Annotated in this window: 18 protein-coding genes and 1 other annotated feature; of the genes, 14 read left to right on the top strand and 4 right to left on the bottom strand. The window is 42.7% G+C overall.

Features of this window, described 5'->3' with window-relative positions:
* The first annotated feature begins 144 nt into the window (after nt 1-144).
* The 6 genes from pflA to MHI25_RS22495 all read left to right on the top strand — a co-directional run bounded on the left by pflA (nt 145) and on the right by MHI25_RS22495 (nt 7,222).
* Nucleotides 145-882 (top strand): pyruvate formate-lyase-activating protein, encoded by a 738-nt coding sequence (pflA, locus tag MHI25_RS22520; protein WP_036682920.1) that lies wholly within the window; start codon nt 145-147, stop codon nt 880-882.
* Nucleotides 883-1,321: 439 nt separating this feature from the next.
* Nucleotides 1,322-2,728, top strand: coding sequence for an extracellular solute-binding protein (locus MHI25_RS22515; RefSeq protein ID WP_076129628.1), 1,407 nt, complete (start codon nt 1,322-1,324; stop codon nt 2,726-2,728).
* A 128-nt stretch (nt 2,729-2,856) separates the two neighbouring features.
* Nucleotides 2,857-3,741: a sugar ABC transporter permease gene (locus MHI25_RS22510; RefSeq protein ID WP_036682917.1), complete on the top strand. Its 885-nt coding sequence runs from the start codon at nt 2,857-2,859 to the stop codon at nt 3,739-3,741.
* Nucleotides 3,741-4,571 carry a carbohydrate ABC transporter permease gene (locus MHI25_RS22505; protein WP_036682912.1) on the top strand — a complete coding sequence of 277 codons (831 nt, stop codon included), beginning with the start codon at nt 3,741-3,743 and terminating at the stop codon, nt 4,569-4,571. The genes MHI25_RS22510 and MHI25_RS22505 overlap by 1 nt, the downstream gene beginning before the upstream one ends.
* A 28-nt stretch (nt 4,572-4,599) precedes the next feature.
* Entirely contained in the window at nt 4,600-6,453 is a 1,854-nt protein-coding gene (locus MHI25_RS22500; protein WP_076129629.1) for a sensor histidine kinase, read from the top strand.
* On the top strand, nt 6,431-7,222 hold the full coding sequence (locus MHI25_RS22495) for a response regulator (protein ID WP_036682908.1): 792 nt from the start codon (nt 6,431-6,433) through the stop codon (nt 7,220-7,222). The genes MHI25_RS22500 and MHI25_RS22495 overlap by 23 nt, the downstream gene beginning before the upstream one ends.
* Before the next feature lie 308 nt (nt 7,223-7,530).
* Here MHI25_RS22495 and MHI25_RS22490 read toward each other — a convergent pair whose 3' ends face one another.
* Complete coding sequence (locus MHI25_RS22490) at nt 7,531-7,749, bottom strand: hypothetical protein (protein WP_340394340.1); 219 nt, start codon at nt 7,747-7,749, stop codon at nt 7,531-7,533.
* Nucleotides 7,750-8,023: 274 nt separating this feature from the next.
* Here MHI25_RS22490 and MHI25_RS22485 point away from each other — a divergent pair, with 274 nt between their 5' ends.
* The 3 genes from MHI25_RS22485 to MHI25_RS22475 all read left to right on the top strand — a co-directional run bounded on the left by MHI25_RS22485 (nt 8,024) and on the right by MHI25_RS22475 (nt 11,672).
* The gene (locus MHI25_RS22485) at nt 8,024-9,001 is read left to right on the top strand and encodes an ABC transporter permease subunit (RefSeq protein WP_235219484.1); all 978 of its coding nucleotides are present in this window, start codon (nt 8,024-8,026) and stop codon (nt 8,999-9,001) included.
* Between the two features lie 15 nt (nt 9,002-9,016).
* Nucleotides 9,017-9,979 (top strand): carbohydrate ABC transporter permease, encoded by a 963-nt coding sequence (locus MHI25_RS22480; RefSeq protein WP_235219483.1) that lies wholly within the window; start codon nt 9,017-9,019, stop codon nt 9,977-9,979.
* 94 nt (nt 9,980-10,073) lie between these two features.
* Entirely contained in the window at nt 10,074-11,672 is a 1,599-nt protein-coding gene (locus tag MHI25_RS22475) for an ABC transporter substrate-binding protein (RefSeq protein ID WP_076184178.1), read from the top strand.
* Nucleotides 11,673-11,745: 73 nt separating this feature from the next.
* On the opposite strand, the gene MHI25_RS22470 is transcribed toward MHI25_RS22475, so the two are convergent.
* Genes MHI25_RS22470 through MHI25_RS22460 form a run of 3 tightly spaced genes read right to left on the bottom strand, consistent with a single transcriptional unit; the run spans nt 11,746 to nt 16,074 of the window.
* Nucleotides 11,746-13,029 (bottom strand): extracellular solute-binding protein, encoded by a 1,284-nt coding sequence (locus MHI25_RS22470; protein ID WP_340394337.1) that lies wholly within the window; start codon nt 13,027-13,029, stop codon nt 11,746-11,748.
* Between the two features lie 18 nt (nt 13,030-13,047).
* Nucleotides 13,048-14,292, bottom strand: coding sequence for a response regulator (locus MHI25_RS22465; RefSeq protein ID WP_076193084.1), 1,245 nt, complete (start codon nt 14,290-14,292; stop codon nt 13,048-13,050).
* A gap of 12 nt (nt 14,293-14,304) precedes the next feature.
* Complete coding sequence (locus tag MHI25_RS22460; RefSeq protein WP_036682901.1) at nt 14,305-16,074, bottom strand: sensor histidine kinase; 1,770 nt, start codon at nt 16,072-16,074, stop codon at nt 14,305-14,307.
* 346 nt (nt 16,075-16,420) lie between these two features.
* Between MHI25_RS22460 and MHI25_RS22455 the strand changes: the two genes are divergently transcribed.
* The 5 genes from MHI25_RS22455 to MHI25_RS22435 all read left to right on the top strand — a co-directional run bounded on the left by MHI25_RS22455 (nt 16,421) and on the right by MHI25_RS22435 (nt 23,168).
* The gene (locus tag MHI25_RS22455) at nt 16,421-18,658 is read left to right on the top strand and encodes a copper amine oxidase N-terminal domain-containing protein (protein ID WP_076303980.1); all 2,238 of its coding nucleotides are present in this window, start codon (nt 16,421-16,423) and stop codon (nt 18,656-18,658) included.
* 219 nt (nt 18,659-18,877) lie between these two features.
* Nucleotides 18,878-19,339 carry a transcriptional repressor gene (locus tag MHI25_RS22450; RefSeq protein WP_036682896.1) on the top strand — a complete coding sequence of 154 codons (462 nt, stop codon included), beginning with the start codon at nt 18,878-18,880 and terminating at the stop codon, nt 19,337-19,339.
* A 2-nt stretch (nt 19,340-19,341) separates the two neighbouring features.
* Nucleotides 19,342-19,605: a membrane protein insertion efficiency factor YidD gene (gene yidD / locus MHI25_RS22445; RefSeq protein ID WP_076129634.1), complete on the top strand. Its 264-nt coding sequence runs from the start codon at nt 19,342-19,344 to the stop codon at nt 19,603-19,605.
* A gap of 40 nt (nt 19,606-19,645) precedes the next feature.
* Nucleotides 19,646-19,906: a binding site (T-box leader), on the top strand.
* A 47-nt stretch (nt 19,907-19,953) separates the two neighbouring features.
* Entirely contained in the window at nt 19,954-21,966 is a 2,013-nt protein-coding gene (metG, locus tag MHI25_RS22440; RefSeq protein ID WP_340394333.1) for a methionine--tRNA ligase, read from the top strand.
* Between the two features lie 203 nt (nt 21,967-22,169).
* A complete protein-coding gene (locus MHI25_RS22435) occupies nt 22,170-23,168 on the top strand; it encodes a zinc ABC transporter substrate-binding protein (protein ID WP_076129636.1) in 999 nt (332 codons plus the stop codon).
* The last annotated feature ends 33 nt before the right edge of the window (nt 23,169-23,201 follow it).

Below are 23,201 nucleotides of genomic sequence, written 5' to 3'. Positions count from 1 at the left end.
TCAAGGGCGGTAATATCTTGTTTGAGAATTGTTAAAATTTTAAATTTTATTGCCGCGATATAGGGATATGACAGTCTCAAGGACAGGGATCTTCATCGTTGAAAAAGGGACTGTTAGTCTGGCGTGGCGAAAGGATGACATCCTATGATTAAAGGTCGCATACATTCTTTGGAAACCTTTGGAACCGTTGATGGACCTGGTATTCGATTTGTCTTATTTATGCAAGGCTGCTTGCTGAAATGTCAGTATTGCCATAACCCTGATACCTGGGCTTTAGATGAAGGTAAAGAAATGACTCTAGAAGAAGTGCTTTCGGAAATCGAGCCATATATAAACTACTATCGTTCATCCGGTGGCGGGTTAACTGTATCCGGTGGAGAACCAACCTTGCAGGCGCAATTTGTAAAGCAGTTATTTACGGAAGTGAAGAAGCGTTGGAATTTGCACACCACATTAGACAGTAATGGTTACAACGAAGGTGACAAGATTAATGACTTATTGGATGTAACAGATTTGGTTATGCTTGATCTGAAGCATATTGATGAAGAAGCGCATATCAAATTAACCGGTAAATCCAATGATCGAACTTTGAAGCTTGCACGCTGGCTCTCAGACCATAATCGTAAGATGTGGATCCGACATGTATATGTTCCTGGTATTCATGATCGTGAAGAGGATCTCATTAACTTAGGTCGTTATATTGGAACCTTAAATGGCGTCGAGAAATTCGAAATCTTACCTTATCATCAGATGGGTATCTATAAATGGGAAATGCTCGGCAAAGCTTATGAACTGGATGGAGTACCTTCTCCAACAGAAGAAGAAGTGCAACGGGCATACCGCTTGGTCGAAGAAGGTCGTAAGCAAACGGCATTGGTATAATAGAAATCTATTTTTAAGAGAGACCGTACCCTCAGTGGTTGATCATCACTGAAGGTGCGGTTTTTTGTTATGAGGAAGTAAAAAGGGAGGGGTTAAAGCTCCTCTGAGGGGGAATTTTATATTATTTCTAATAAAGACATGCTATAGTTACACGTGGTTTATGGGGTAGATAATAAATGAATATGTCAGGTAATATGACTAATTTGATATTTTAATTAAATGTTTTTAAAGAAAAACAAACTTTTGTGATGAGAAAAACAAATGAATAAAGCGATTTAACATTTTAATGTTATAAAATATAACTTATCATGTAGTTGATTCCGCTTACATTAGAGATTTTTATCCCTATAGTGGATGAATCTTAACCTTACGATAATGAAGTCTGTTTTCTATAATAAGAAGTGTAAAGCACATCAATATATAGGGAGGGTCACAAGAAATGAAAAAAAGTATGACTTTGCTATTGTCCCTGATTTTCGTATCATCAGCTTTACTGACTGGTTGCGGAGGCAACAACAATGCGTCTTCTAACAAAGGAGATGGAAACGCTACCGCGACTAACTCAGCCGCTACAAATGCTCCAGCAACAGAAGAACCGGTAAATAACGAGCCATTTGAAATGACGATTCGTCACACTCAAATCGGTGCAGACAAGCAGAAACGTCTGGCTATTCTCGAAGAAGTAGTTAACAAAGTACAAGAGGATGTACCGGGTCTGACCTTTAAACTCGATGGGGTAGATTCAGATGTAAACCGTAAAGAAAAATTGCGTGGTGAAATGGCTGCGGGTAATCCACCGGAAATCTTCGATCTGTTCGGCAGCCCTGACTCCAAGATCTATGCTAAAGAAGGTAAATTACTTGACCTGACTCCAATCCTTGAGGAACTTGGAATTAAGGATAAATTCTCAAATCTTGATCCTTTCACTTATGAAGGAAAAATCTATGGATTGCCAATCGGTGGTTCTGGTGAAGGTTTCTTCTATAACAAAGAATACTATACAAGCAAGGGCTGGAAGGCTCCAACAACATTTGCTGAATTGGAACAACAATTGGCTGATATCAAGGCTGATGGAAAAGTACCTTTGGCTGGTGCATCCAAAGCTGGTTGGGTACCACTTATGTTAGCTAACCACCTGTGGTCACGTTATGCAGGTCCGGATGTAACTGCTAAATTTGCAACAGGCGAAGCTAAATGGTCTGATCCAAATGTAGTAAAAGGATTTGCGAAATACAAAGAATGGGTTGATAAAGGCTACTTCAAAAAAGGCGAACTTGGCTTTGAATATGCTGAATACACAACACAATTCACTAGTGGTGAAGCGATCCTGCTGTATGATGGTACTTGGAAATCTTCCGTATTTAAAACGGGCCAATCTGGCGAAGGTTTGATCGGTAAAGTTGGATTCTTCAACATCCCAGCAGTTGAAGGCGGAGCGGGTGACCAAACTGCATTGATGCGCGATGTGAACAATGGTTATGGTTTCTCTGCATCTGCTGAGAAAGATCCACGTCAATTGGCTGCTGTGAAATCTTTTATTAAAAACTTATTTAATGAAGAAATGCAATTGCGCGGACTTGTTGAAGATGGTGTATTGCCAGCAATGAAGATTGACCAAAACGTATTGAATGAGAATATTACTGATGATCTGATGAGCGAAATCGTAGGTGTACTTAACAACTCACAATCTTCGTTCCCAGCATTTGACTCTCTTGTTCAAGCTGATGTAACTACAGAAATCAGTAACATTCAAATTCAAAAACTGATTGGCGATCAGACGACTCCTGAGAAAATGGGCGAAGCTTTGCAAAAGGTACAAGAAGAAGCAAACGCAGCAGTTGAATAAATAGCTGCAAACTGAATGTACCCTGGTGCTAAATCCAGGGTACATTTTTAAAATCAAAGAAAATATGTGTTTGCACTTGATCTGAAGCATTCACTATTCGCCAGATGTCAAAGCAACCGGAGGTAGTCATGAATAAAGCATTAAGAAATCCAGTGGTATTTTTCCTTTTCGTTCTTCCAGCATTGATATTGTTCACGATGTTTTTCATTTACCCCATTTTTAGTTCTATTTATTACAGCTTTACTAGTTGGAACGGTGTATCGGAGACGGTTAAATCAGCCGGATTAAGTAATTATGAGAAAGCACTAGGAGATGAACGATTCTGGATATCCGTTAAAAACAACGGTTGGTTTATTCTTTTCTCCGTATGTATACAGGTACCGTTGATCGTATTCTTCTCGTTATTGATTTCTAATGTGAAGAAGTTAAAGGGCTTATATAAGACAGCAGTCTTTATGCCTTCCATTATGTCTACAGCGGTTATCGGTATTCTCTGGGGGTTTATCTATGAGCCCAACATTGGACTTTTTAATAAGCTCCTTAGTCTAGTAGGAATTAATCCTATTTACTGGCTGTCAGATGAAAGATTTGCAATGCTTTCTATTTTGTTGACGAATGCTTGGCAGTGGACTGGATTTTATATCGTTATGGTACTAGCGGCGATTCTAGCTATTCCTGGTGAATTGGATGAAGCTGCAGCCATTGACGGCGCAACTGGATTTCAACGCGCTACTCGTATCACGCTCCCACTAATCGTACCGATCATCTCGGTTGTAATTATGCTATCCATTGCTGGAGCAATGAAAGCTGCGGATATCGTCATCGTTATGACTAAGGGGGGACCTGCAGGTTCAACCGATGTAATGGCAACTTACATGATTAAATATGCGATCACGAACTTTAAGTATGGATACGGAAATGCCATCGCTGTCCTGATCTTTGCATTTACACTGGTGGTTACAGTCCTTTATCAGCTGCTGATTGCACGTCGTACAGAAAGGATTGAATACTGATGCCACGCGCCCTGAAAAAGAGTCTGCCACATATTGCCCTTTTATTCTATTTGTTAGTGATCCTGTTTCCTTTCCTATTCGTATTATTCTCATCTGTGAAAAAGGATAATAATGAGATTGCGCTTAATCCTTTTGGCATCCCCAAGGAATTCGTCTTCAATAACTACGTGGAGGCTTGGGTAAATGCCAAGATTAGTACTTACTTTTTCAACAGTTTGTACATTTCGATCCTTGCCTCTGTAGTGTCCATTCTGCTTGCGTCTATGTTTGCTTTTGCGGTTACGCGGATGCGTCAGGGGAAATGGAATACTATTTTGTTCTCACTGGTTTTAGTAGGAATGCTCATCCCGAATAATGCTTTAATGCTGCCGATTTATACGATTGTACGTAAGTTAGGAATACTGAACACCCACTGGGCGTTGATCATTCCTTATATCGCCAATGCGATTCCATTTACCATCATTATTTTAGCAGCATTTATGCGAAATTTACCTAGAGAAATAGAAGAAGCTGCGGTCATGGATGGCTTGAAGGCACCGGGTATCTTTGCTAGAATTATTGTACCTCTAACGGTTCCGGCTATGGTTACTGTATTCATTGTTAATTTCCTGGGAAATTGGAACGAGTTCTTGCTAGCTAACTACTTCCTGTCGAATGACGAGCTGCGAACGCTTCCAGTAGGTATGGTCCAATTCCGGGATCAATACCAGATGAACTATGCACAAATGTCAGCCGGTATCGTCTTCAGCGTACTGCCGGTAATTATCATTTATGCAATTCTTCAGGAGAAGATTATTGAAGGTGTAACAGCGGGCGGCGTAAAAGGATAACTTTATTCTCAGTCAGGAGCACTAGCCGATGAATTTGCGCTATAAATTATTTACGGCATTTTTGGGCCTGATTATCATTCCTTTATTTATTCTAGGCATGCTTATGTTTTTTGTGACTTATAATTCTATTGAGAAAAAGTACAGCCAGCAGTCGGAATACTCACTTAAAGCGATTAGTTACAGTATTTCTAATGTATTAAAAGATATGGATAACGTTACAGACAACGGAATTGCTACCTCGGTGTTTCATATGGCCCTTAGTGCAGATGATCCTAACAACCAGGATTTGACTGATGCTGAGCAACTGAATCTGAATGCGAGCCAGCGCAATTTCCGTAGTCTGTTGTTTAATCATCCATCGATCAGCTATGCATTTTTGTACAATTTTAACGGTAGAGGTAACTCTGAAATCGTGTCGCTTTTTAACAAGGAAAATTTCCGAACGCTACCCTATGATACATTCAAAAAAAGTGATCTGTACCAGGAAGTTATGGACTTAAATGGTGTGCCGAAATGGCTGGCTCCTCACGAGTATCCCGAGCTTACGGGTACTGAACCTGTGTTTACACAAATTCGGCTAGTGAAGGAATTGAGCTTCTTTCAGAACATAGGTATCCTAGTTGTGCAGATCAAGAATTGGGAGTTCGAATCCATATTTCGCAATCTGAAAATTGGGGATAGCAATCAGGATGTTTCCTTTATGCTTGTAAATGATGATGGAATGATTCTTTTTGACCCGGATCAAAAGCTGGATGGACAGGACTTCCAGTCTTTCGCGGATAAAGAGATTACCTTTAAAAAAGGATTTCAGAGTTTCAAAACAGAGTACAACGGGGAGAAAAGCATTCTTTCCATGTATCATTTGAAGGACTATCCATGGAGTCTGGTATCTGTGACTTCTTGGGATACGTTGTCTCATGAAGTTACAGTATTTGCTCGCTGGTTCGTGGCTGTGATTTTCCTTTGCTTACTGGCAGCTGTGATCTTCAATTTATTTTTTATGAACCGGATTACCGGCGGCATCGCCGTCATTGTTCGTTTTATGCGCCGGGTTGAAGACGGAGATCTGACCACTAGGGTAGAAGTTAAAGGGAATGATGAGCTAACGCTGCTTGCTAAGGGTTTTAATGATCTTATGGATAAAATCAATGGGTTGTTTAACAGAATTCATGTGGAGCAGCGTCGCAAGAATCAAGCTGAGATGCGTGTTCTGCAGGCACAGATTAAACCACATTTTTTATTCAATACATTAGAATCAATCAATGTTCTCGCTATACAGAATGAAGGCAAAAAAGTTAGTGAGATGGTCTACAGGCTGGCCAGTATTTTGCGAATCAGCATTCAGGATCGGGAAGAGATTACACTGGATGAAGAAGTTAAACATTTACGCAATTATTTGGATATACAAAAATTCCGCTTTGAAGATTTGTTCGAATACGAGATCGATATTCCGAATGAATTGATGAGTTGCGGTATCCTTAAACTCACGTTACAACCGCTTGTAGAGAACAGCATTCAACATGGATTTGAGGGCATTGATTACAAAGGTCATGTTTCTGTGAAAGTTTGGGAGAAGCAGGGGGATTTGATTTTACGTATTGAAGATAATGGTATTGGTATTACACCTTCTCAGTTGGCTATTTTTCAATATATTGTGAATGATCCTGTGGAGCAAGAAGTTAAGGCTGAACGGGATAACCGGATGAATCTTGAACGCAGAGGTCTTGGTATTCGCAGTGTAGCAGATCGCATCCGCATTGAATACGGTGACAGGTACGGAATATTTATCTGTTCTAGTCCAGGTCATGGTACTATTATCCAATGTGTCATACCTAAATACGAGCAGGGGGAAGATCATTATGCTAAAAGTATTATTGGTTGATGACGAAGCCCCAATTCTGAATAATCTGAACAGGGTGTTGCCTTGGCAGGAGATGGGGATGGAGGTTGTCGGTATGGCGCGAAGCGGAATGGATGCTTTGCGTATTGCCGAGGAGAAACAGCCTGATCTTGTGTTATGTGACATCCGTATGCCAGTGATGGACGGGTTAACTTTTATCGGTAAGTTGCGGGAGATGGGATTGGATAGCGAGGTGCTGCTTCTTACCGGATATCAGGAGTTTGATTATGCACGGGAAGCGATTCGGCTAGGTGTTAAAGAGTATATTTGTAAGCCGATACATTATGAAGAGCTTGGCAATAAGGTACGGGAGATTGGGGCTAAGATCCGTAGTAAGCAGTTTAAGAATAAACTGTATAATAGCATTCCAATTTTTCAGGAAATCCCTGAAGGTGAAGATGATTCTGGCAAAAAAACACCGGATCAGCTGATGAACCAAGCAGCTAAGTACATCACAGAACATCTCCATTCTGATATTGGGATTGAGGAAGTGGCGAATAAGATCGGGATTAGTGGCAGTTATTTCTGTCTCTTATTTAAGAATCGTTTTGCTATGACCTTCGTGGAATACGTGACCCTACAACGAATTGAAGCTGCTAAGTTTATGCTAACTAACAGCGATAAGAGTATTACGATGATTGGCTCGGGAGTTGGCTATCAGGAGCGGCGTTATTTTACCAAGGTATTTCAGAAGCAGACAGGAATGTCGCCTAAGGAGTATCGCGACCGATGCCGGACCGAAGTGCAGTGAGGTTAGCTGCTGAGTGGTGAGGTTAGCGTCGCTCCAAGGAATGTTTGTTGCTGAGTGGTGAGGTTAGCGTCGCTCCAAGGAATGTTTGGACTTCCGGTCGCTGTTATCCTCAGATTTCTTGATTAGAAACCGCTATTAGCGGTTGAAATCCGAGGATAAAGGCGAACGCTACGCTCCTACAGTTCCAAACTTCCTCTCCGTTCCTTCTCCCTCACCCCTCTTCGTAGTATAGGGGCCGTCCCACACCTACGGATGTGGGCCTCTCTGGGAACACAAGGACCGATCGCCTAGTTAATTTAAGGCAGGAATTATCGACCAGCCCTTGGCTGTGATAAAGTACGAAGATTATCAACCAGCCTTAGCTGTGATAAAGTACGAAGATTATCAACCAGCCTTAGCTGTGATGAAGAGAAAAAGATTATCGACCAGCCCTTGGCTGTGATGAAGAGAAAAAGATTATCGCCCAGCCCTTGGCTGTGATGAAGAGAAAAGATTATCGCCCAGCCTTTGGCTGTGATAAAGAGCAAAGATTATCAACCAGCCTTTGGCTGTGATAAATGCGATTAAGGTACATAAGCTATGATTAATTAAATTTTTTGCCTCTATTATAGGCTGAAGAGATGGTTTTCCTCGATTTTCGAGGATAATCGTCTCTTTTTTTATAGAAATATAATATGTTCCCTATACTCCCATAAATTATCATATGTTTTAATTAGAGTGTAAGGAGGATACACAAAACGTTAGGCAAGCAAGAGTAATTGGGGCTTAAGAATGGGATGATGGAGAATGGGGGAACCAAAAATGAGTGTGACGAATCCTTCCGTCAGCTTGTCAGAAGTAAAGAAACCAGGCAGGGGAAGAACGCCGAATTTTCTTAGAGTAATGAAGAAATATTGGGTGTTCTATTTGATGATGTTACCTGCGATAGTGATTCTAATCATCAATAACTACATACCGATGTTAGGAACGGTAATTGCATTTAAGGATATCAATTACCAAAAAGGGATTCTAGGTAGTGATTGGGTCGGGTTAGCGAACTTCAAATATTTAATCTCGACGGAGACGGCCTGGATCATTACGAGGAATACGTTATTGTATAATACAGCGTTTATTATACTAACGCTATTTTTTTCGCTGGCTTTCGCAATTATGTTTAACGAAATGCGCAGCAGATGGCTATCGAAATTCCATCAAAGCGCTATGTTTCTCCCTTATTTTCTCTCTTGGGTCGTCGTAAGTTACTTAGTATACGGCTTTCTGAGTGCAGAGCATGGGTTCATGAACAAGACATTACTCCCGTTCTTTGGGGTAGATCCTATCGAATGGTATTCACAGTCCAAATATTGGCCTGGGATTCTAGTAATCGTGAAGATATGGAAAGAGATTGGGTATACAACGGTTATTTATATGGCCGCTATTATTGGAATAGATAATGAATATTATGAGGCTGCACTTATTGATGGAGCTTCTAAATGGAAGCAGATTCGAAAAATCACACTGCCGCTAATCAGCCCAGTTATTATAGTAATGACGCTGCTGCAGATAGGCAGGATTTTTAACGCAGACTTCGGATTATTCTTTCAGGTTACGAGAAATGCAGGAGCGTTATACTCGACGACGCAGGTTATCGACACATATGTATATCAAACCTTCCTCGCAATCGGTGATATAGGAATGTCTTCAGCCGCGGGTCTCGTTCAATCTGTTGTAGGATTTCTATTGATTTTCTTAGCGAATCTAGCAGTGCGGCGAATCAGTAAAGATGATGCTTTATTCTAAAGGGAGGTGGGAGTGTTGAGCCAGACAGAAACAGCAATAGGGTCGTCACGGCGTACAGGGAAGCGCACAAAACGGCAAAGACAACCCAATGAAATATCTAATATATCTAATTTGCTAATTAATATATTCTTTTGGATATACACAGCGATTTGTGTGGTGCCGCTGATCCTCGTAGTTATTGTATCGTTTTCGGACGAGAATTCCGTTATCCAGAACGGCTACAGCTTTTTTCCTAACAAGTGGGATATTTCTTCTTATGAATTTCTGTTAAAAGATTATTGGCAAATTATCGATGCAGCTTCCGTTTCGTTATTTGTGACTGTGGTGGGCACGATTCTGAGTCTTATCATTATGGCTATGTACGCTTACCCTATCTCACGTGGAGATTTTCCACATCGTAATTTCTTCTCATTTTTTATGTTTTTTACAATGTTGTTTAATGGTGGCCTTGTGCCTTGGTATCTGGTCTACACGCGAATGATGCATATGAAGGATACGTTATGGATTCTAATTATGCCGCTGCTGGTTTCTGCTTTCTTTGTTATCATCTTACGGACCTTTTTTGCCAATACCATACCGCCAGCTTTAATCGAATCTGCTAAGATCGATGGGGCACCAGAATTCCGGATCTTCGTTCAAATTATTTTGCCTTTGTCTATGCCAGTGTTAGCTACAGTAGGTTTGTTTCAGACCCTGGCCTATTGGAATGATTGGTACCTTAGTTTGATCTTTATCTCACCCGAAGGTCATGTCAATTTACAATACCTAATGTATAAGACGATGCTGAATGTTCAATTCCTGACAGCAAGTCCTCAGGCGATGGCTGCCTTGGCTGCACAGGGTGTAGAAATCAATATTCCAACAGAAACGGTAAGAATGGCGATGGCTGTTATTGGTATTGGACCTATCGTGTTTGTATATTCCTTCTTCCAGAAGTATTTTATTAAAGGGCTTACCGTGGGTGCTGTCAAAGGTTAAGGACGATTGTAATGGCTTAATTCGGCCGCTTTATGCTAAGGTGTGAACGGCCGATTCAGCATATATAAATATTTTGAGGGAGGTTATGGTGTATATGAAAGCTGTTAGAAAAAGCGCACTAATGACACTATTGCTAACGATGGTACTGAGTCTTAGTTTAGCAGGCTGCGGTGGGAATAACGGGAATAATGAAGCAGCTTCACCTGCTCCAAGCGAAAATGCAACCGCTACCAATGCTGCTGCTACGGATGAGCCAGCCGCGGATCCTACTGCCGAACCGGCAAAAGAATTGGAGCCTTATACCGTCAAGTTAATTTATGTCGGTGCCGTGCAAAAGGATGAAAAAGCTGTAGAAGATGAAATCAATAAGTTATTGGAACCTAAAATCAACGCCAAATTGGATATCGCACCGATCGATTGGGGTCCATGGGACAATGATGTCAATCTGAAAATTGCGAGTCAGGAAAAATTCGATATCATCTTTACAGCTCAATGGAAGAACTACGTAACGAATGCAGCTAAAGGCGCTTATCTCCCGATTAATGACGATAGCGGCAAATATGGTAATCTCCTAAATGAATACGGCCAAGGAATTCTAAAAAATCTGGATCCACAATTCTTAAAAGGTTCAGCGATCAATGGTGTGAATTATGCTGTTCCTACAAACAAGGAGCTGGCTGCACAAGGTGGGGTTGTCTATCGCTCCGATATTGCGGATGAACTGGGCATCGATATGTCAAATGTGAAATCCATCCAAGATCTGGATGCAGTTCTCAAAGTAGTGAAGGAGAAAAGACCTGACCTGACTCCATTGTATTTCAAACAAGGTGAGACCTTTAACTCACAGTACATGGCACAATACGATACCCTTGGTGATGCTGCCATTCCTGGTGTTCTGCTTAAAGATTCCTCAGATACTAAGATTCAATCGATGATTGAGATGGATCGTTATAAAGAAATCATTAAACTTACTCGTGAGTATATGAAAAAAGGTTACATTAACAAAGACGCAGCTGTTGCTACAAATTCGACTCAGGATGCAATGAAGGCTGGCAATGTCTTTATGACAGTGCAATCGCTTAAACCAGGTAAAGATAGTGAGCTGGCGAATGCTACCGGCTTGATTGGCAAGCTGAAACAAATTGCATTCAATGATCCAACGATTTCTACAAGTGATGCTGCTGGATCTATGCTTGCGATCTCCGCTTCCTCTGGTGATCCGGCCCGGGCCATGATGGTGCTAGATATTCTGCACACAGATAAAGATATCAACAATCTGCTTGTTTTCGGTATAAAAGGTGTGCACTATGAAGTCGTAAGTGGTGATACGATCAAAGCTACAGATAAAACAGCTGATTATAATACGGCTGCAGCTTGGATGCTTGGAAGTCAATTCCTGAACCCCGTGTGGGAAAGTGAAGCTCCAGACAAATGGGAACAATTCAAAGCCTTTAACTCTAAAGGTAAAGCCTCTGTAGCGCTTGGTTTCAACTTCGATGCCTCCTCAATGAAGACTGAAATGGCTGCTTGTAAAGCTGTAATGGATGAATACGACATCAGTTTGGATACGGGTTCTGTTGATCCTGATACCGTACTGACTAAGTATGCTGATAAGCTGAAAAAGGCAGGGCTCGATAAGATTATTGCAGAGAAACAAAAACAGCTGGATGCTTTCCTGGCTGCGCAAAAATAAAGCGAAAATGAATTCAAAAAAGGCTCTCCCCGGCAGGCTGATTTAGCCGGGGAGAGCCTTTTTATGATATTACTTAGCGGAAGGAGCTGTCTATTCGCTTTGCGGCTTGAACAGCAAGGGTCCAAGCCAGTTCAGGAGTTAGCTCGCCTTTTTCAGCTTTGGTCAAGTATTCGAGCATGCTTGTCTCCACGTCAGCATGATGAGGGCCGTAATAGGTGGGAATTACTGCTTTTGCTGCTGACGAAAGGGTCAGACCAAGCTCTGAATTAGGAAAATAAGGATCATGCAGATCGTGGATTTCTGGGTCATCATAGATTTCGGGGGTGGAAGGGAAAGCCCCTTGTACCTTGAAAGAAACCAATTGCTGCGTTGGTTCGGTTAGCCATTTAATAAGAGCAAAGGATTCATCAGGATGATTACCTGTCTTTGGTAAGGTCAGAACGGAGCCTCCGCGATTAGCGCTGTTTTCTGGGATTTGTGTTACATTCCATAAACCGCTGGCAGTTGGAGCACTGCTCTTGATATGACCAATCATCCAAGCCGGACAGAGCATGACTGCAAAATCTCCGTTGAGCAGGCCTGCACCCCAGCGTTGGGTATCCACTGCAATACTGGCGGACAGATTTAGCTTAAGGGCTTGAATTGAGAAGTCCCAGGCTCGTTTGACCGCTGGATTATTGTCGAGGATCAATTCTTGCGTTGTGGGACTGTAATATTGAAGCTTGGACTGACGTAGAAGGGTGAGATAGAGGTTCTCCAAGTCATTTACAAAAGCTTTTCCTGTTCTCTCCTGTACTTTGGTGCCCGCTTCAAGGAATTGATCCCAAGTTTGGATTTCTTTAGCCACTTCCTCTGGTTTAGTAGGGAGGCCTGATAATGCGAATATATCCGTTCGATATAACATGGCATAGGGTCCAATTTCCGTTGGTAATCCGAAAATAAAATCATTACCCAGCACCTCCTGCCACTTCCAATTCAGAAATTGGTCCTTCAGATTGTCAGCTTCAAAGGTTTTTAGATTATAAAAATAATCAGGAAATTGTTTGAAGCGATCCAAATAGCTAATATCAATGGCAGCCACATCCGGCGAACTATATCCAGCTGCGAATGAGGTCTGTAGCTTGGCTGGAAGCTGCGTGGAGGTGGAGGTCTGAATATGAATCTCTAGCTCGGGATGCTGGGATTGATACTGGTCAATGAGCGACTCAAGACCTGATCCAGCAGTGAGCCAGATGTTCAGCTGTATTGGGTCTTGTAAAGCGGTATCTTCCTTGGAAGGGGAGAGCTGACAACCACTTGTATTAAGTAATAAGCCAAATGTTAATAGGATAGTAACCAACTTACCATTTACATTCAAGAGAAACACACCTCTGCTTTATTTGTTGTGCTTCTGAAATTCCTGAGGAGTCATCCCCATGTATTTCTTGAAAATGAGGCTGAAATACGCAGGATCCTTAAAGCCTACTAATTCGCTAACCTCATATACCTTGAGAGTAACATTCTCTAATAATTCAGTAGCTTTTTGAATACGAAGTTTGGTAAGAAAGCTAGAGAATGGTTCCCCTACATCATCTTTAAACAATCGGCCGAGATAGGTAGGATTCATATACAGTTCGTCTGCGATCATTTTGAGGGAGAGATTTTCTTGGAGCCGGGAATTCATAACCTCAATCATCATAGAGATTACCCTGCGCGTTGCCTTTACTTGTAGTTGTTCAGTGAGCTGTGGAGAAGCCGAATGCATGGAGAGGTCTCTGAAAAAGATAACGGATGGCGTACTCTCTTTTTTGACCTGCTGACAAGCTTCCAGACTCTCATGATAGGCGGTTGCGAGTGCCCCCAATTGATAGTGAGGGTTAGAGACCCCTGCACAGAATGGCGATTTCAGAATGCCCGATAGCTTATGCAGCAGCTCTTGTGTCAATACCTCATCAACGCGGTTAGGCTGCTCAAGAGGATAGAATAATAGCATGATGGCTTCCTGCTCCTCTTGAATGCCAACAACGTTGGCATACAGCGCAAAACATTCTTCTAATATATTTATAACCGCTGCATACATGGCTTGTTCCGACCAGTTCTGTGGCATGCCCACTCCAAGATGGTTTACGGTTACGACTACAAAGGAATGAAAAGGAGGAATAAGTTGTTCTTCAAAATAGGGCAACGGGATGCCGTAAAGAAGATCAGATAAGCGTTTCTCCCGAAGGTTTTTTTCTCTTAGCTGCGTTAATTGCCTCTGCTGTTTCTTCAATTGAAGACGTTCATATACGCCTGTTGCGACTTCAAGAATATGTTCTACTGAATTTGGTTTAACCAAATATTCCTTTACACCATAACGGATGGCTTGACTGGCATAGGTGAAGTCCTGATAACCTGTGAGCAGCACGGTTTCAGTGTCTGGATAACATTCATGGATATGCTTAGCGAGTTCCAGCCCATCCATGCCGGGCATTCGGATATCGGATATCACCAGATCAACCATATGCTCTTTTAACAATTGCACAGCCTCTAAACCGTTCTCTGCCGAGCCAATAATGCTAAAGTTGTGATTCGCACTTCCCAGCATTTCTGACAGAGAACGGCGAACAAAACTTTCATCGTCCACGATTAACACATTCATCGTTGTGCCCCCTTAACTTTGATCATACTGTAATGGAACAGTGACCTTCACAAATAAGCCACCAAGCTCGCTTGTTGATAGCTGTAGACCAAATTCCTGTCCGTAGATTAGCTCTATGCGATGATTTAGATTGGATAGTCCAATTCCGGTATGAAGCAGCTTCTCCGGATTAACCTCACCGCCGACTAATGCGTCTGCCATACTTTCCTCACTCATGCCGTCCCCGTTGTCTTCTACAGTTAACACCAGAGATGTTCCTTCACTATAGGCGCGTATGCGAATTAGCCATACTTCCCGAAGTGTGGGTTCAAGTCCATGAGTAATGGCATTTTCGACAAGTGGCTGAAGGGTTAATTTCATTAGCTGGCCATTCATAACCTCAGGATTTACAAAAAGATCAATCTGCAATTTGTCCTCGTAGCGTAGCTTCTGGAGAAAAATGAACCGTTCTAATTGCTTTAAATCCTCCTCAACAGTAACGAATTCGGATCCGCGGTCAATACTATAGCGGAGCAGGTCACTTAGAGCGAGTACCATTTGGGACTCTTCCTGCATGCGTTTGTTGGCGAGCGACCAATAGATTGTATTCAAAGTGTTATAAAGAAAATGCGGGCGGAATTGCGCTTTGAGTGCTACGATCTGAGCTTGCTTTTCACTGATTTGTTTGCTGGATAGGTCAGCGATAGTATGATCCAGGTTTTGGAGCATCGAATTATAGCTTGAATAAAGGATAGCCATTTCTTTGTTCATGGTTGTTTTTACAAAAGGTAAAGTAGTTCCCCGTTCGACATTGCTCAGCTTGGTTGCCAGATTACGAAGGGGCTTGGATAGGGTCCAAGAGAAAAAGAAAGTGAATAGTAGGGCAGCACCCATCCCCAGCAGGCCAATTAAAATTATATTCCGGCGGATCGTATTTAAATCTTTAACAGCGTCTTTAGAATCAATGTAAGCAAAAACGCTCCACTCGCTATAGTCGGAATAGGCATAGGATACGAACAGATTGCGTGAGTTTATTTTTTGTGGAATGATTCTGGCTTTATGATTGCTGAATTGTTTTAGAAGCCCGTCGTTCATATAGAGTCCAATTTCTTTTGGATCTGTGGAATAGACAATGGTATTAAATGAATCAACGACTTGGATTTTCTCATTTTTGCCGAGGTGAAATTGGCTGACAGCGTTATGGATAACCTCGACAGGGAGGACAAGAAACAGGGTTCCTAACCGGTTTAGATCATTCCAATCATTAATTTGTCTGGCTCCCATCACCACAGGGATATTACCGTTCTGCCATACATCTACACCGAACCAGACCATTCGGCCTTTATTCTGTGCTATAGCCGGAAACCAATAAGCATCGCGGATTTCCTTTTCGCTGTCCCATATGACCTTTAAGGAACTGCTGTTGGTATACACCTGATCATCGGACAGCCCGAGCAGCTTGAACTGGATGTCAGAGTTTATGGAACGTGTCTGTTGATCTATGTAACGAGTAATTTCCATGGCGTCTGTACGAGGTGAACGTGACAACGCTAAGTCTCCCAAGGTTTCTTGAATCAAGGGACTGAACATGATCGTAGAAGAAAGCTTGTCGTTATCCTGAAGAATTGCGTCCATTTTACCTTGAAGTTGCTTGACGGATTCCAGGATATATTGGTTGGAGCGGTTTAGAACAGCTTGAGAGGAAGAGCGGTAGGACAAAAAAATGGTAAATCCTACGATGGTGAAGATGATTAGAGAGAAGCCCATGATTAATTGAACGAGGATGGAGATTTTTTTGGACATGTTATCCCTCGCATGTAAAAGATATTCTTCCATACATTGTAACAAAAGCAAATGAAAGCGAATATAGTCAGACGAAAAATAAACATATTTATAGAAAAAATCTCATTTTTTTCAGGGGAAACAGCGTGGTTGTCCAACATTATTTAATACAGCGTTAATCTTTCTTTACTTAATAATGAAACTTTTTATGGTGGTATGCGTCTAATACTATGTTTGTTATGACGATCGTGGCAAAAGCTTTTTGCCGCCCTACCGTGGGTGGCAGCATTTTGCGGGGAATATAAGAGGAGTATGAAAAAGACAGAGACCTACTTATATTTACAAATAGGAGCAGAGGAGTTATATCATGGATTTGAAAAAGTTAACGTTAGTTGCTGTTTTGGCCGTATCTCAGGCCGCCGCGGCAGTGCCGGCTTTTGCTGAAGCTGTCAATAATACCCCAAGTAATACTACTGTAGTTGGGACAGTCGTTTCAGCTGCGCCGGAGGTAATGCCAGAATCTACCGATCCATTGCCGCCATTGCCGACGGAGACGCCAGGAGGAGTAGTGTCACCAACACCAACACCAACTCCAATTCCTGCAGAGACAGTTGATCCTACGGCTACTGTTGAACCTACAGCAACAATTGCACCTACTGCAACACCGCTTCCAACTGCAACACCTGGAGTTACTACAGATCCTACTACAACAACAGATGGTGCTCGTGCTGCGGCTAGCAATCAACTTATCCTTATGATGAACAGCAACAAAATGTATCAGAACGGCCAGGAATATTTAGCTAATCAGCCTATGGCAGTGAAAAACGGCGTGTCCTACGTTTCGATCCGGGCTATGGTAGAACGTGTAGGCGTGAAATACGTTTATGATTATAAAACGAAAGAAACCATTGTTACCAAGGGAAGCGACGTTATGCGCTTTAAGACCGACAGCAAGGTCTATACAGTTAATGGTGAAAAGAAGACAATGAAAGGTCCAGCTTACCAGTACAAGGGGACTTTCATGGTTCCATTGACATCCATAACTGGGGCACTGGGCATTCCTTATACCGTTGATAATGTGCAAAAAAGAGTAATCCTTACATTAAACAACAAACCTAAAGCTTCCTTCACAGTGCCAACTGAAATTTACGCCGGTGAACCAGTGACCTTCGTAACCTCCAGCTCGTCACCAAATGGTGTAGCTATTGTGGATGAAAGCTGGGGAGGTAACAAGCAGGATATCTATGATCAACCAGGATATTATGTAGTAACCTATTCTGTAATGGATGCGAATCAACAGTGGAGTGATCCTTACACCATGACCATCACAGTGCTTAAACCTAATACACCTCCAGTTGCTAATTTCACTACAGACAAGGATTCATACAAGATGGGTGAAATGATTACTTATACCGATCTAAGTAGCGATCCTGATGGTGATGAAATTACCGTAACTTGGACGAACAAAGCCGAGGCTTTCTTTACTCCGGGTCCAGCGACAATTGCGGTCCAAGTAAAAGATTCACACGGCGCGATCAGCACCTTTGAGAAAACCGTTAATATTTCGGATGAAATCTTGTACAGTAAAGAAGATTTCAACAGATTATTTGCATCTCCGGGCAGTGTGTTTAGCATCGATGGATCAATGGTTCCGACTTGGCAGCAAGTAGCTTATAATCTTTCTTCCGAGCCTTATAAACTAATTCGCAGCAACAGCCCAGAAACGGTGTATACAGAAGGTGTTACTTACCGTGAGACTTCATTGGGTAAAACCCGCTTCTTGATCCACCACAAGAATAACCTGAATATTAAAGCTAAAGTGTATGTGATTGCTACGAATAACAATTTGTACCCAACGACGCTTACAACCGAATATGTGGGCTTTGCAGGCCCAAGCACATATCCTGAAGGTACTGGTAAAATGTCTGTAGAACGTTATTGGAAATCTATGCTTACAAATGAGCATTATAAAACGATTGTTCTGCAACCAGGGGAAAGTGTCTCAATTCTGACCGATCTAAACCAAATTGCTATGAAACCAAGTGAAATTGTTTCACTTCAAGCGGACTTATTTAGTGATTATCCAATCGATTATAATGTCATGTTGATTGATGCGAATAAAGATCCACTGACTACACTTCCAACACTTCCAGTTCTGGATCGAGACGGAGTGCATAATCGGGGAACTTACGAAGATTCTACTCGTATTATCACGGTTACCGATGAGGTAGGAAAAACTCCTGCAAAACTTCTGCTAGGCGATAATTCCAGTGATAAGAACCTGGCTGGCGTAGACCCAATGGCAGGTACGGAAGCTTCCAATGCCGGTAATTTCGGGGTATTATACAAGATCAGATTCGAAAATGTTGCACCAAACTCATTGATTACGTTTAATCCACGTGGCGGTAACTATATGGGACCGGTTATGGTTAATAACCAAATCGTGCATATGCCAAGCGTGGGAAGTCTCTCGAACGCTGACATGAACAGTGTGGTTTATCGTAGTGGTGAGTATGGCGGTTCTGTGGAGATTTTGTTCACAGCAGCCTCAGGCAGTAACTTGCCGGTCAATTTCCTCATCACTCCACTTCCAGCAAAGAAATAACAAATAGGAATATCCCTATAAGCTCTATTGGGGAATTATCTACAATAAAAGCCCGGCTGAATATTCCGTAAAGGAATACGCAGCCGGGCTTTTGTTTAAATATAATAATTCAGAGGTTGCGTAGGGGTGCTTCATGGTGCTTCATTGACGGGGCATTTATTTTGGGGCATTATTAAGAGAGTGAAATATAAATGAACTGATCTTATGGGAGATGAGCGTATGCTGTCGACAGAACAAATATTAGAAGTCATGTCGGGGCAAGGACTGCGAATCACCGACCAACGCAAAACGCTTGCCCAGTTATTCGGCGAGAATAAGGGATATTTGTCAGCGAAGGATGTATATGAGCATATGGGCCGCAAGTATAGTGGTCTTAGCTTTGATACGGTGTACCGCAATCTTCGTGTAATGGAAGAGCTTGGTGTGCTTGAACAGATTGTCTTTGAAGACGGAGTGAAGTTCAAGGGAAGCTGCAATCATCAGGATCATCACCATCATATGATCTGCCTTCAATGCCAAAAGACCTACCCGATTAATTTCTGCCCGATGAATTTAACGGATACACCCGATCAATTCCGGGTAGTCAAGCATAAATTTGAGGTGTTCGGTTATTGCAAAGAATGTGAAGAGAACCGGGAAGAAGAATTAGTTGCAGCATCAGATAAACAAAAGGGACTTTAGAAATGGTGACCTTACGCAGAACGATTCAGGCGCCTATTCGGGTGTACCGCAGGTACATTTCCCCTATTAAACCTGCAACCTGCCGCTTCTATCCAACCTGCTCCGCCTATGCCCTGGAAGCCATTGAAGTCCATGGTCCACTGAAAGGCTCATGGCTTGCAGCTAAGCGGATTGCCAGATGTCATCCCTTTCATCCTGGAGGACTTGATCCTGTGCCGCCTCTTCTAGATGAATCTGCTGAGAAGGATTCTGCCCCTGCAACTTGACATGGGGCCTTACCATTGGGTATATTCACAAGTAATAGTATGAATTCCGAAGAACGGATAAGTAAATCGTTACGTCCATTACAGAGAGCCGGAAAGTGCTGAAATCCGGTATGGAGCGTTAGATTGAATATGGTCCGGGAGGAACTGTGTTCGAGCGGGAACTGCAATTGTGGTTCACGTAAGATAACAGCGTGATCCAGCGTTAATGGACAGTTCCCAGGAGGGAACTGGCGAAGCCTGTGCTCTGTGAAGAGACAGGAAATTTGGGTGGTATCGCGTGAGTTATACTCTCGCCCCATTATGGGGGCGGGAGTTTTTTGTTTTTTAATAAGAAAGGATGATTACTGAATGAGTGAGAAAAAAACGTTTTACCTAACGACACCAATTTATTATCCGAGTGACAAGCTACATATCGGACATGCTTATTCAACCGTGGCAGGAGACGCAATGGCCCGTTACAAACGTCTGCGCGGCTACGAAGTGCGTTATCTAACCGGTACAGACGAACATGGACAAAAGATTGAGCGGAAGGCAGAGGAAGCAGGAAAGACCCCTCAGCAGTTCGTAGACGACATTGTTGTTGGTATTAAGGAGCTATGGCGCAAGCTGGACATTTCGAACGATGACTTCATTCGTACTACGGAAGAGCGTCATAAAAAAGTGGTACAGGATATTTTTGATCGGTTGCTGCAGCAAGGAGATATCTATAAAGGTGAATATGAGGGCTGGTATAGTATCCCAGATGAAACCTTTTACACAGAAACGCAATTAGTTGATATTGTGCGTGATGATAACGGCGTGATTACTGGTGCAAAAAGCCCAGATAGCGGTCACCCGGTTGAGCTGGTGAAGGAAGCAAGTTATTTCTTCCGGATGAGTAAATATGCGGATCGTTTGCTGCAATTTTACGAGGAGAATCCAGAGTTTATTTTGCCGGAATCCCGTAAGAACGAAATGATTAACAATTTCATCAAACCCGGACTGGAAGACCTTGCAGTTTCCCGCACAACCTTTGATTGGGGCGTAAAAGTTAAGGGCGACGAGAAGCATGTCGTGTACGTGTGGATTGATGCGTTGACTAACTATATTACAGCTCTGGGGTACGGTTCCGAGGATCGCAGCTTGTATGACAAGTTCTGGCCTGCGGATGTACACATCGTTGGTAAAGAAATCGTTCGTTTCCATACGATTTACTGGCCGATCATTCTGATGGCGCTTGGGGAACCCCTTCCGAAAAAGGTATTTGCCCATGGCTGGTTGCTCATGAAAGATGGAAAAATGTCGAAATCTAAAGGTAACGTAGTTGATCCTGTGACACTGATTGATCGTTATGGCTTGGATGCATTACGTTATTACCTGCTGCGCGAAGTACCGTTTGGTTCGGATGGCACATTCACACCGGAAAGCTTTGTAGACCGGGTTAACTATGACCTTGCCAACGACCTTGGTAACCTGTTGAACCGTACAGGGGCTATGGTTGAAAAGTATTTTGCAGGCGAGATTCCGGCATATGACGGAAATGTAACAGCATTTGATGGTGAGCTTCAAGCTGCGGCTGAGAATACTTATGCCAAAGTAGAAGAAGCTATGGAAAAAATGGAGTTCTCCGTGGCGCTGACAGCTATCGGAATATTCATTAGCCGCACCAACAAATATATCGATGAGACACAACCTTGGGTACTTGCCAAAGATGAGAATAGAACTGCCGAGTTGGCTTCTGTGATGAGACATCTGGTGGAAGGTCTGCGTACCGCTTCAATCCTGCTGCAGCCGTTCTTGACACAAACACCAGCGAAGATCTGGGAACAGCTGGGTATTGAGCCTGGTGAGTTAACGACTTGGGATAGCGGTAAGACCTTTGGCCTGATTCCGGCAGGAACAAAGCTGGTGAAAGGCAATCCAATCTTCCCACGTCTAGATGTGGAGCAAGAGGTAGCTTATATTGCCGAGGCTATGGGCGCTGGCAAAGCTGCGGCTGAAGTGGCGGAAGCGGCTGCTCCTGCTGCTGCGGACTCCGAGCCAGTGGAAGAGCATAAAGGGGAAATCGGCATTGACGATTTCGCTAAAGCAGAGCTGCGGGTAGCTCAGGTTATTGCTGCAGAGCCAGTGAAAAAAGCTGACAAGCTGCTGAAGCTGCAACTGGATCTGGGTTATGAACAACGTCAAGTGGTTTCTGGTATCGCGAAATTCTATACACCGGAAGAGCTGGTGGGACGTAAAGTGATTTGTATCGTAAACCTTAAACCGGTGAAGCTGCGTGGGGAGTTGTCCCAAGGGATGATTTTGGCGGCTTCTAAAGATGACCAGCTAACGATCGCTACCGTGCCGGACAGTATGCCAAACGGAGCAGTAGTGAAATAAGACAATACTGTTGTAGAAATTTTTTAATGAGGTTGCTTGAACAAGGGAATGCTCCTTCAGCCGGGTTGGTTGTGGGAGCATTCCTTTTTTATAAAGGACGATACCGTCTTTCTTCTGAGTGAGGTTTCTTTGTTGACTTATCGTAACGATTACTATTATACTACTAATAGTAAAATTTACGATTTGAGGGGTAGATCAATATAATGGCGGCAATGAAATCACGTATAAGTTTGCTCGTCCTTGCACTGGTACTTGTATTTACACTAAGTGCATGCGGACCTAAGAGCAGTGGAAGTATAGTTGAAGGGAAAGTAAATGTAGTTACAACCTTTTATCCTATTTACGAGTTTGCTAAGGAGATTGGCGGGGAAGATATCAATGCTATTAACCTGCTTCCAGTGGGTGTGGAGCCACATGATTGGACACCGCGCAGTCAAGACATTATCAACACTTCTAAGGCACAGCTATTTCTATATAACGGTGCAGGCTTAGAAGGCTGGGTTCCTAACTTTTTAAAAGGCCTTGATAGCAGCAGTAAAGTTAAGGCGGTTGAAGTAAGTCAAGGTATTGATTATATCATGACCGATGAAGATGACGGGCATGATCATGGGGCAAGTGAGGAAGAGTCTCATCAAAATGAGGACACGGATCATAACAGTAATGCCTCAGGAGACAGCCTGCATACAGACCCGCATACTTGGGTAAGTCCAAAATCAGCCATTGTCATGGCTCAGAATATTAAAGAAAGCCTTCAGTCCGTGGATCCTGAGCATAAAGAAGGTTATGAAGAGCGTTACAATAAGCTTGCGGAACGTTTGCAGGCGTTAGACAGTAAATTCAAAGAGGAGCTTGCTAAGCTGCCCAGCCATAAGATCGTAGTATCACATCAGGCTTTTTCTTACCTTGCCCGTGATTATGGATTGGATCAACATGCGATTATGGGACTTTCGCCAGACGCCGAGCCGCGCGGACAGGATTTAGTGAAGCTTGCGAAAATGGTAAAAGATGAAGGGATTAAGTATATCTTTTTTGAAGAGCTTGTCTCCGATAAACTGGCTAAGACTCTGGCCGCCGAAGCGGGCGTTTCCACTATGGTGCTTAATCCGGTAGAGGGACTTACTGCGGAGCAAGAGAAGAACGGCGATAATTACTTCACTCTGATGGAGAAAAATTTGCAAAATCTGATTATGGCCTTACAATAATAAGGAAAGTATAAGGGAAAGGCGGTACTTAAG

The sequence above is a fragment of the Paenibacillus sp. FSL E2-0177 genome, from assembly GCF_037992975.1.
Lineage (GTDB): Bacteria > Bacillota > Bacilli > Paenibacillales > Paenibacillaceae > Paenibacillus_AQ > Paenibacillus_AQ odorifer.
The sequence above is the reverse complement of the archived record's forward strand: the minus strand, read 5'-3'. Positions and strand labels throughout refer to the sequence as shown.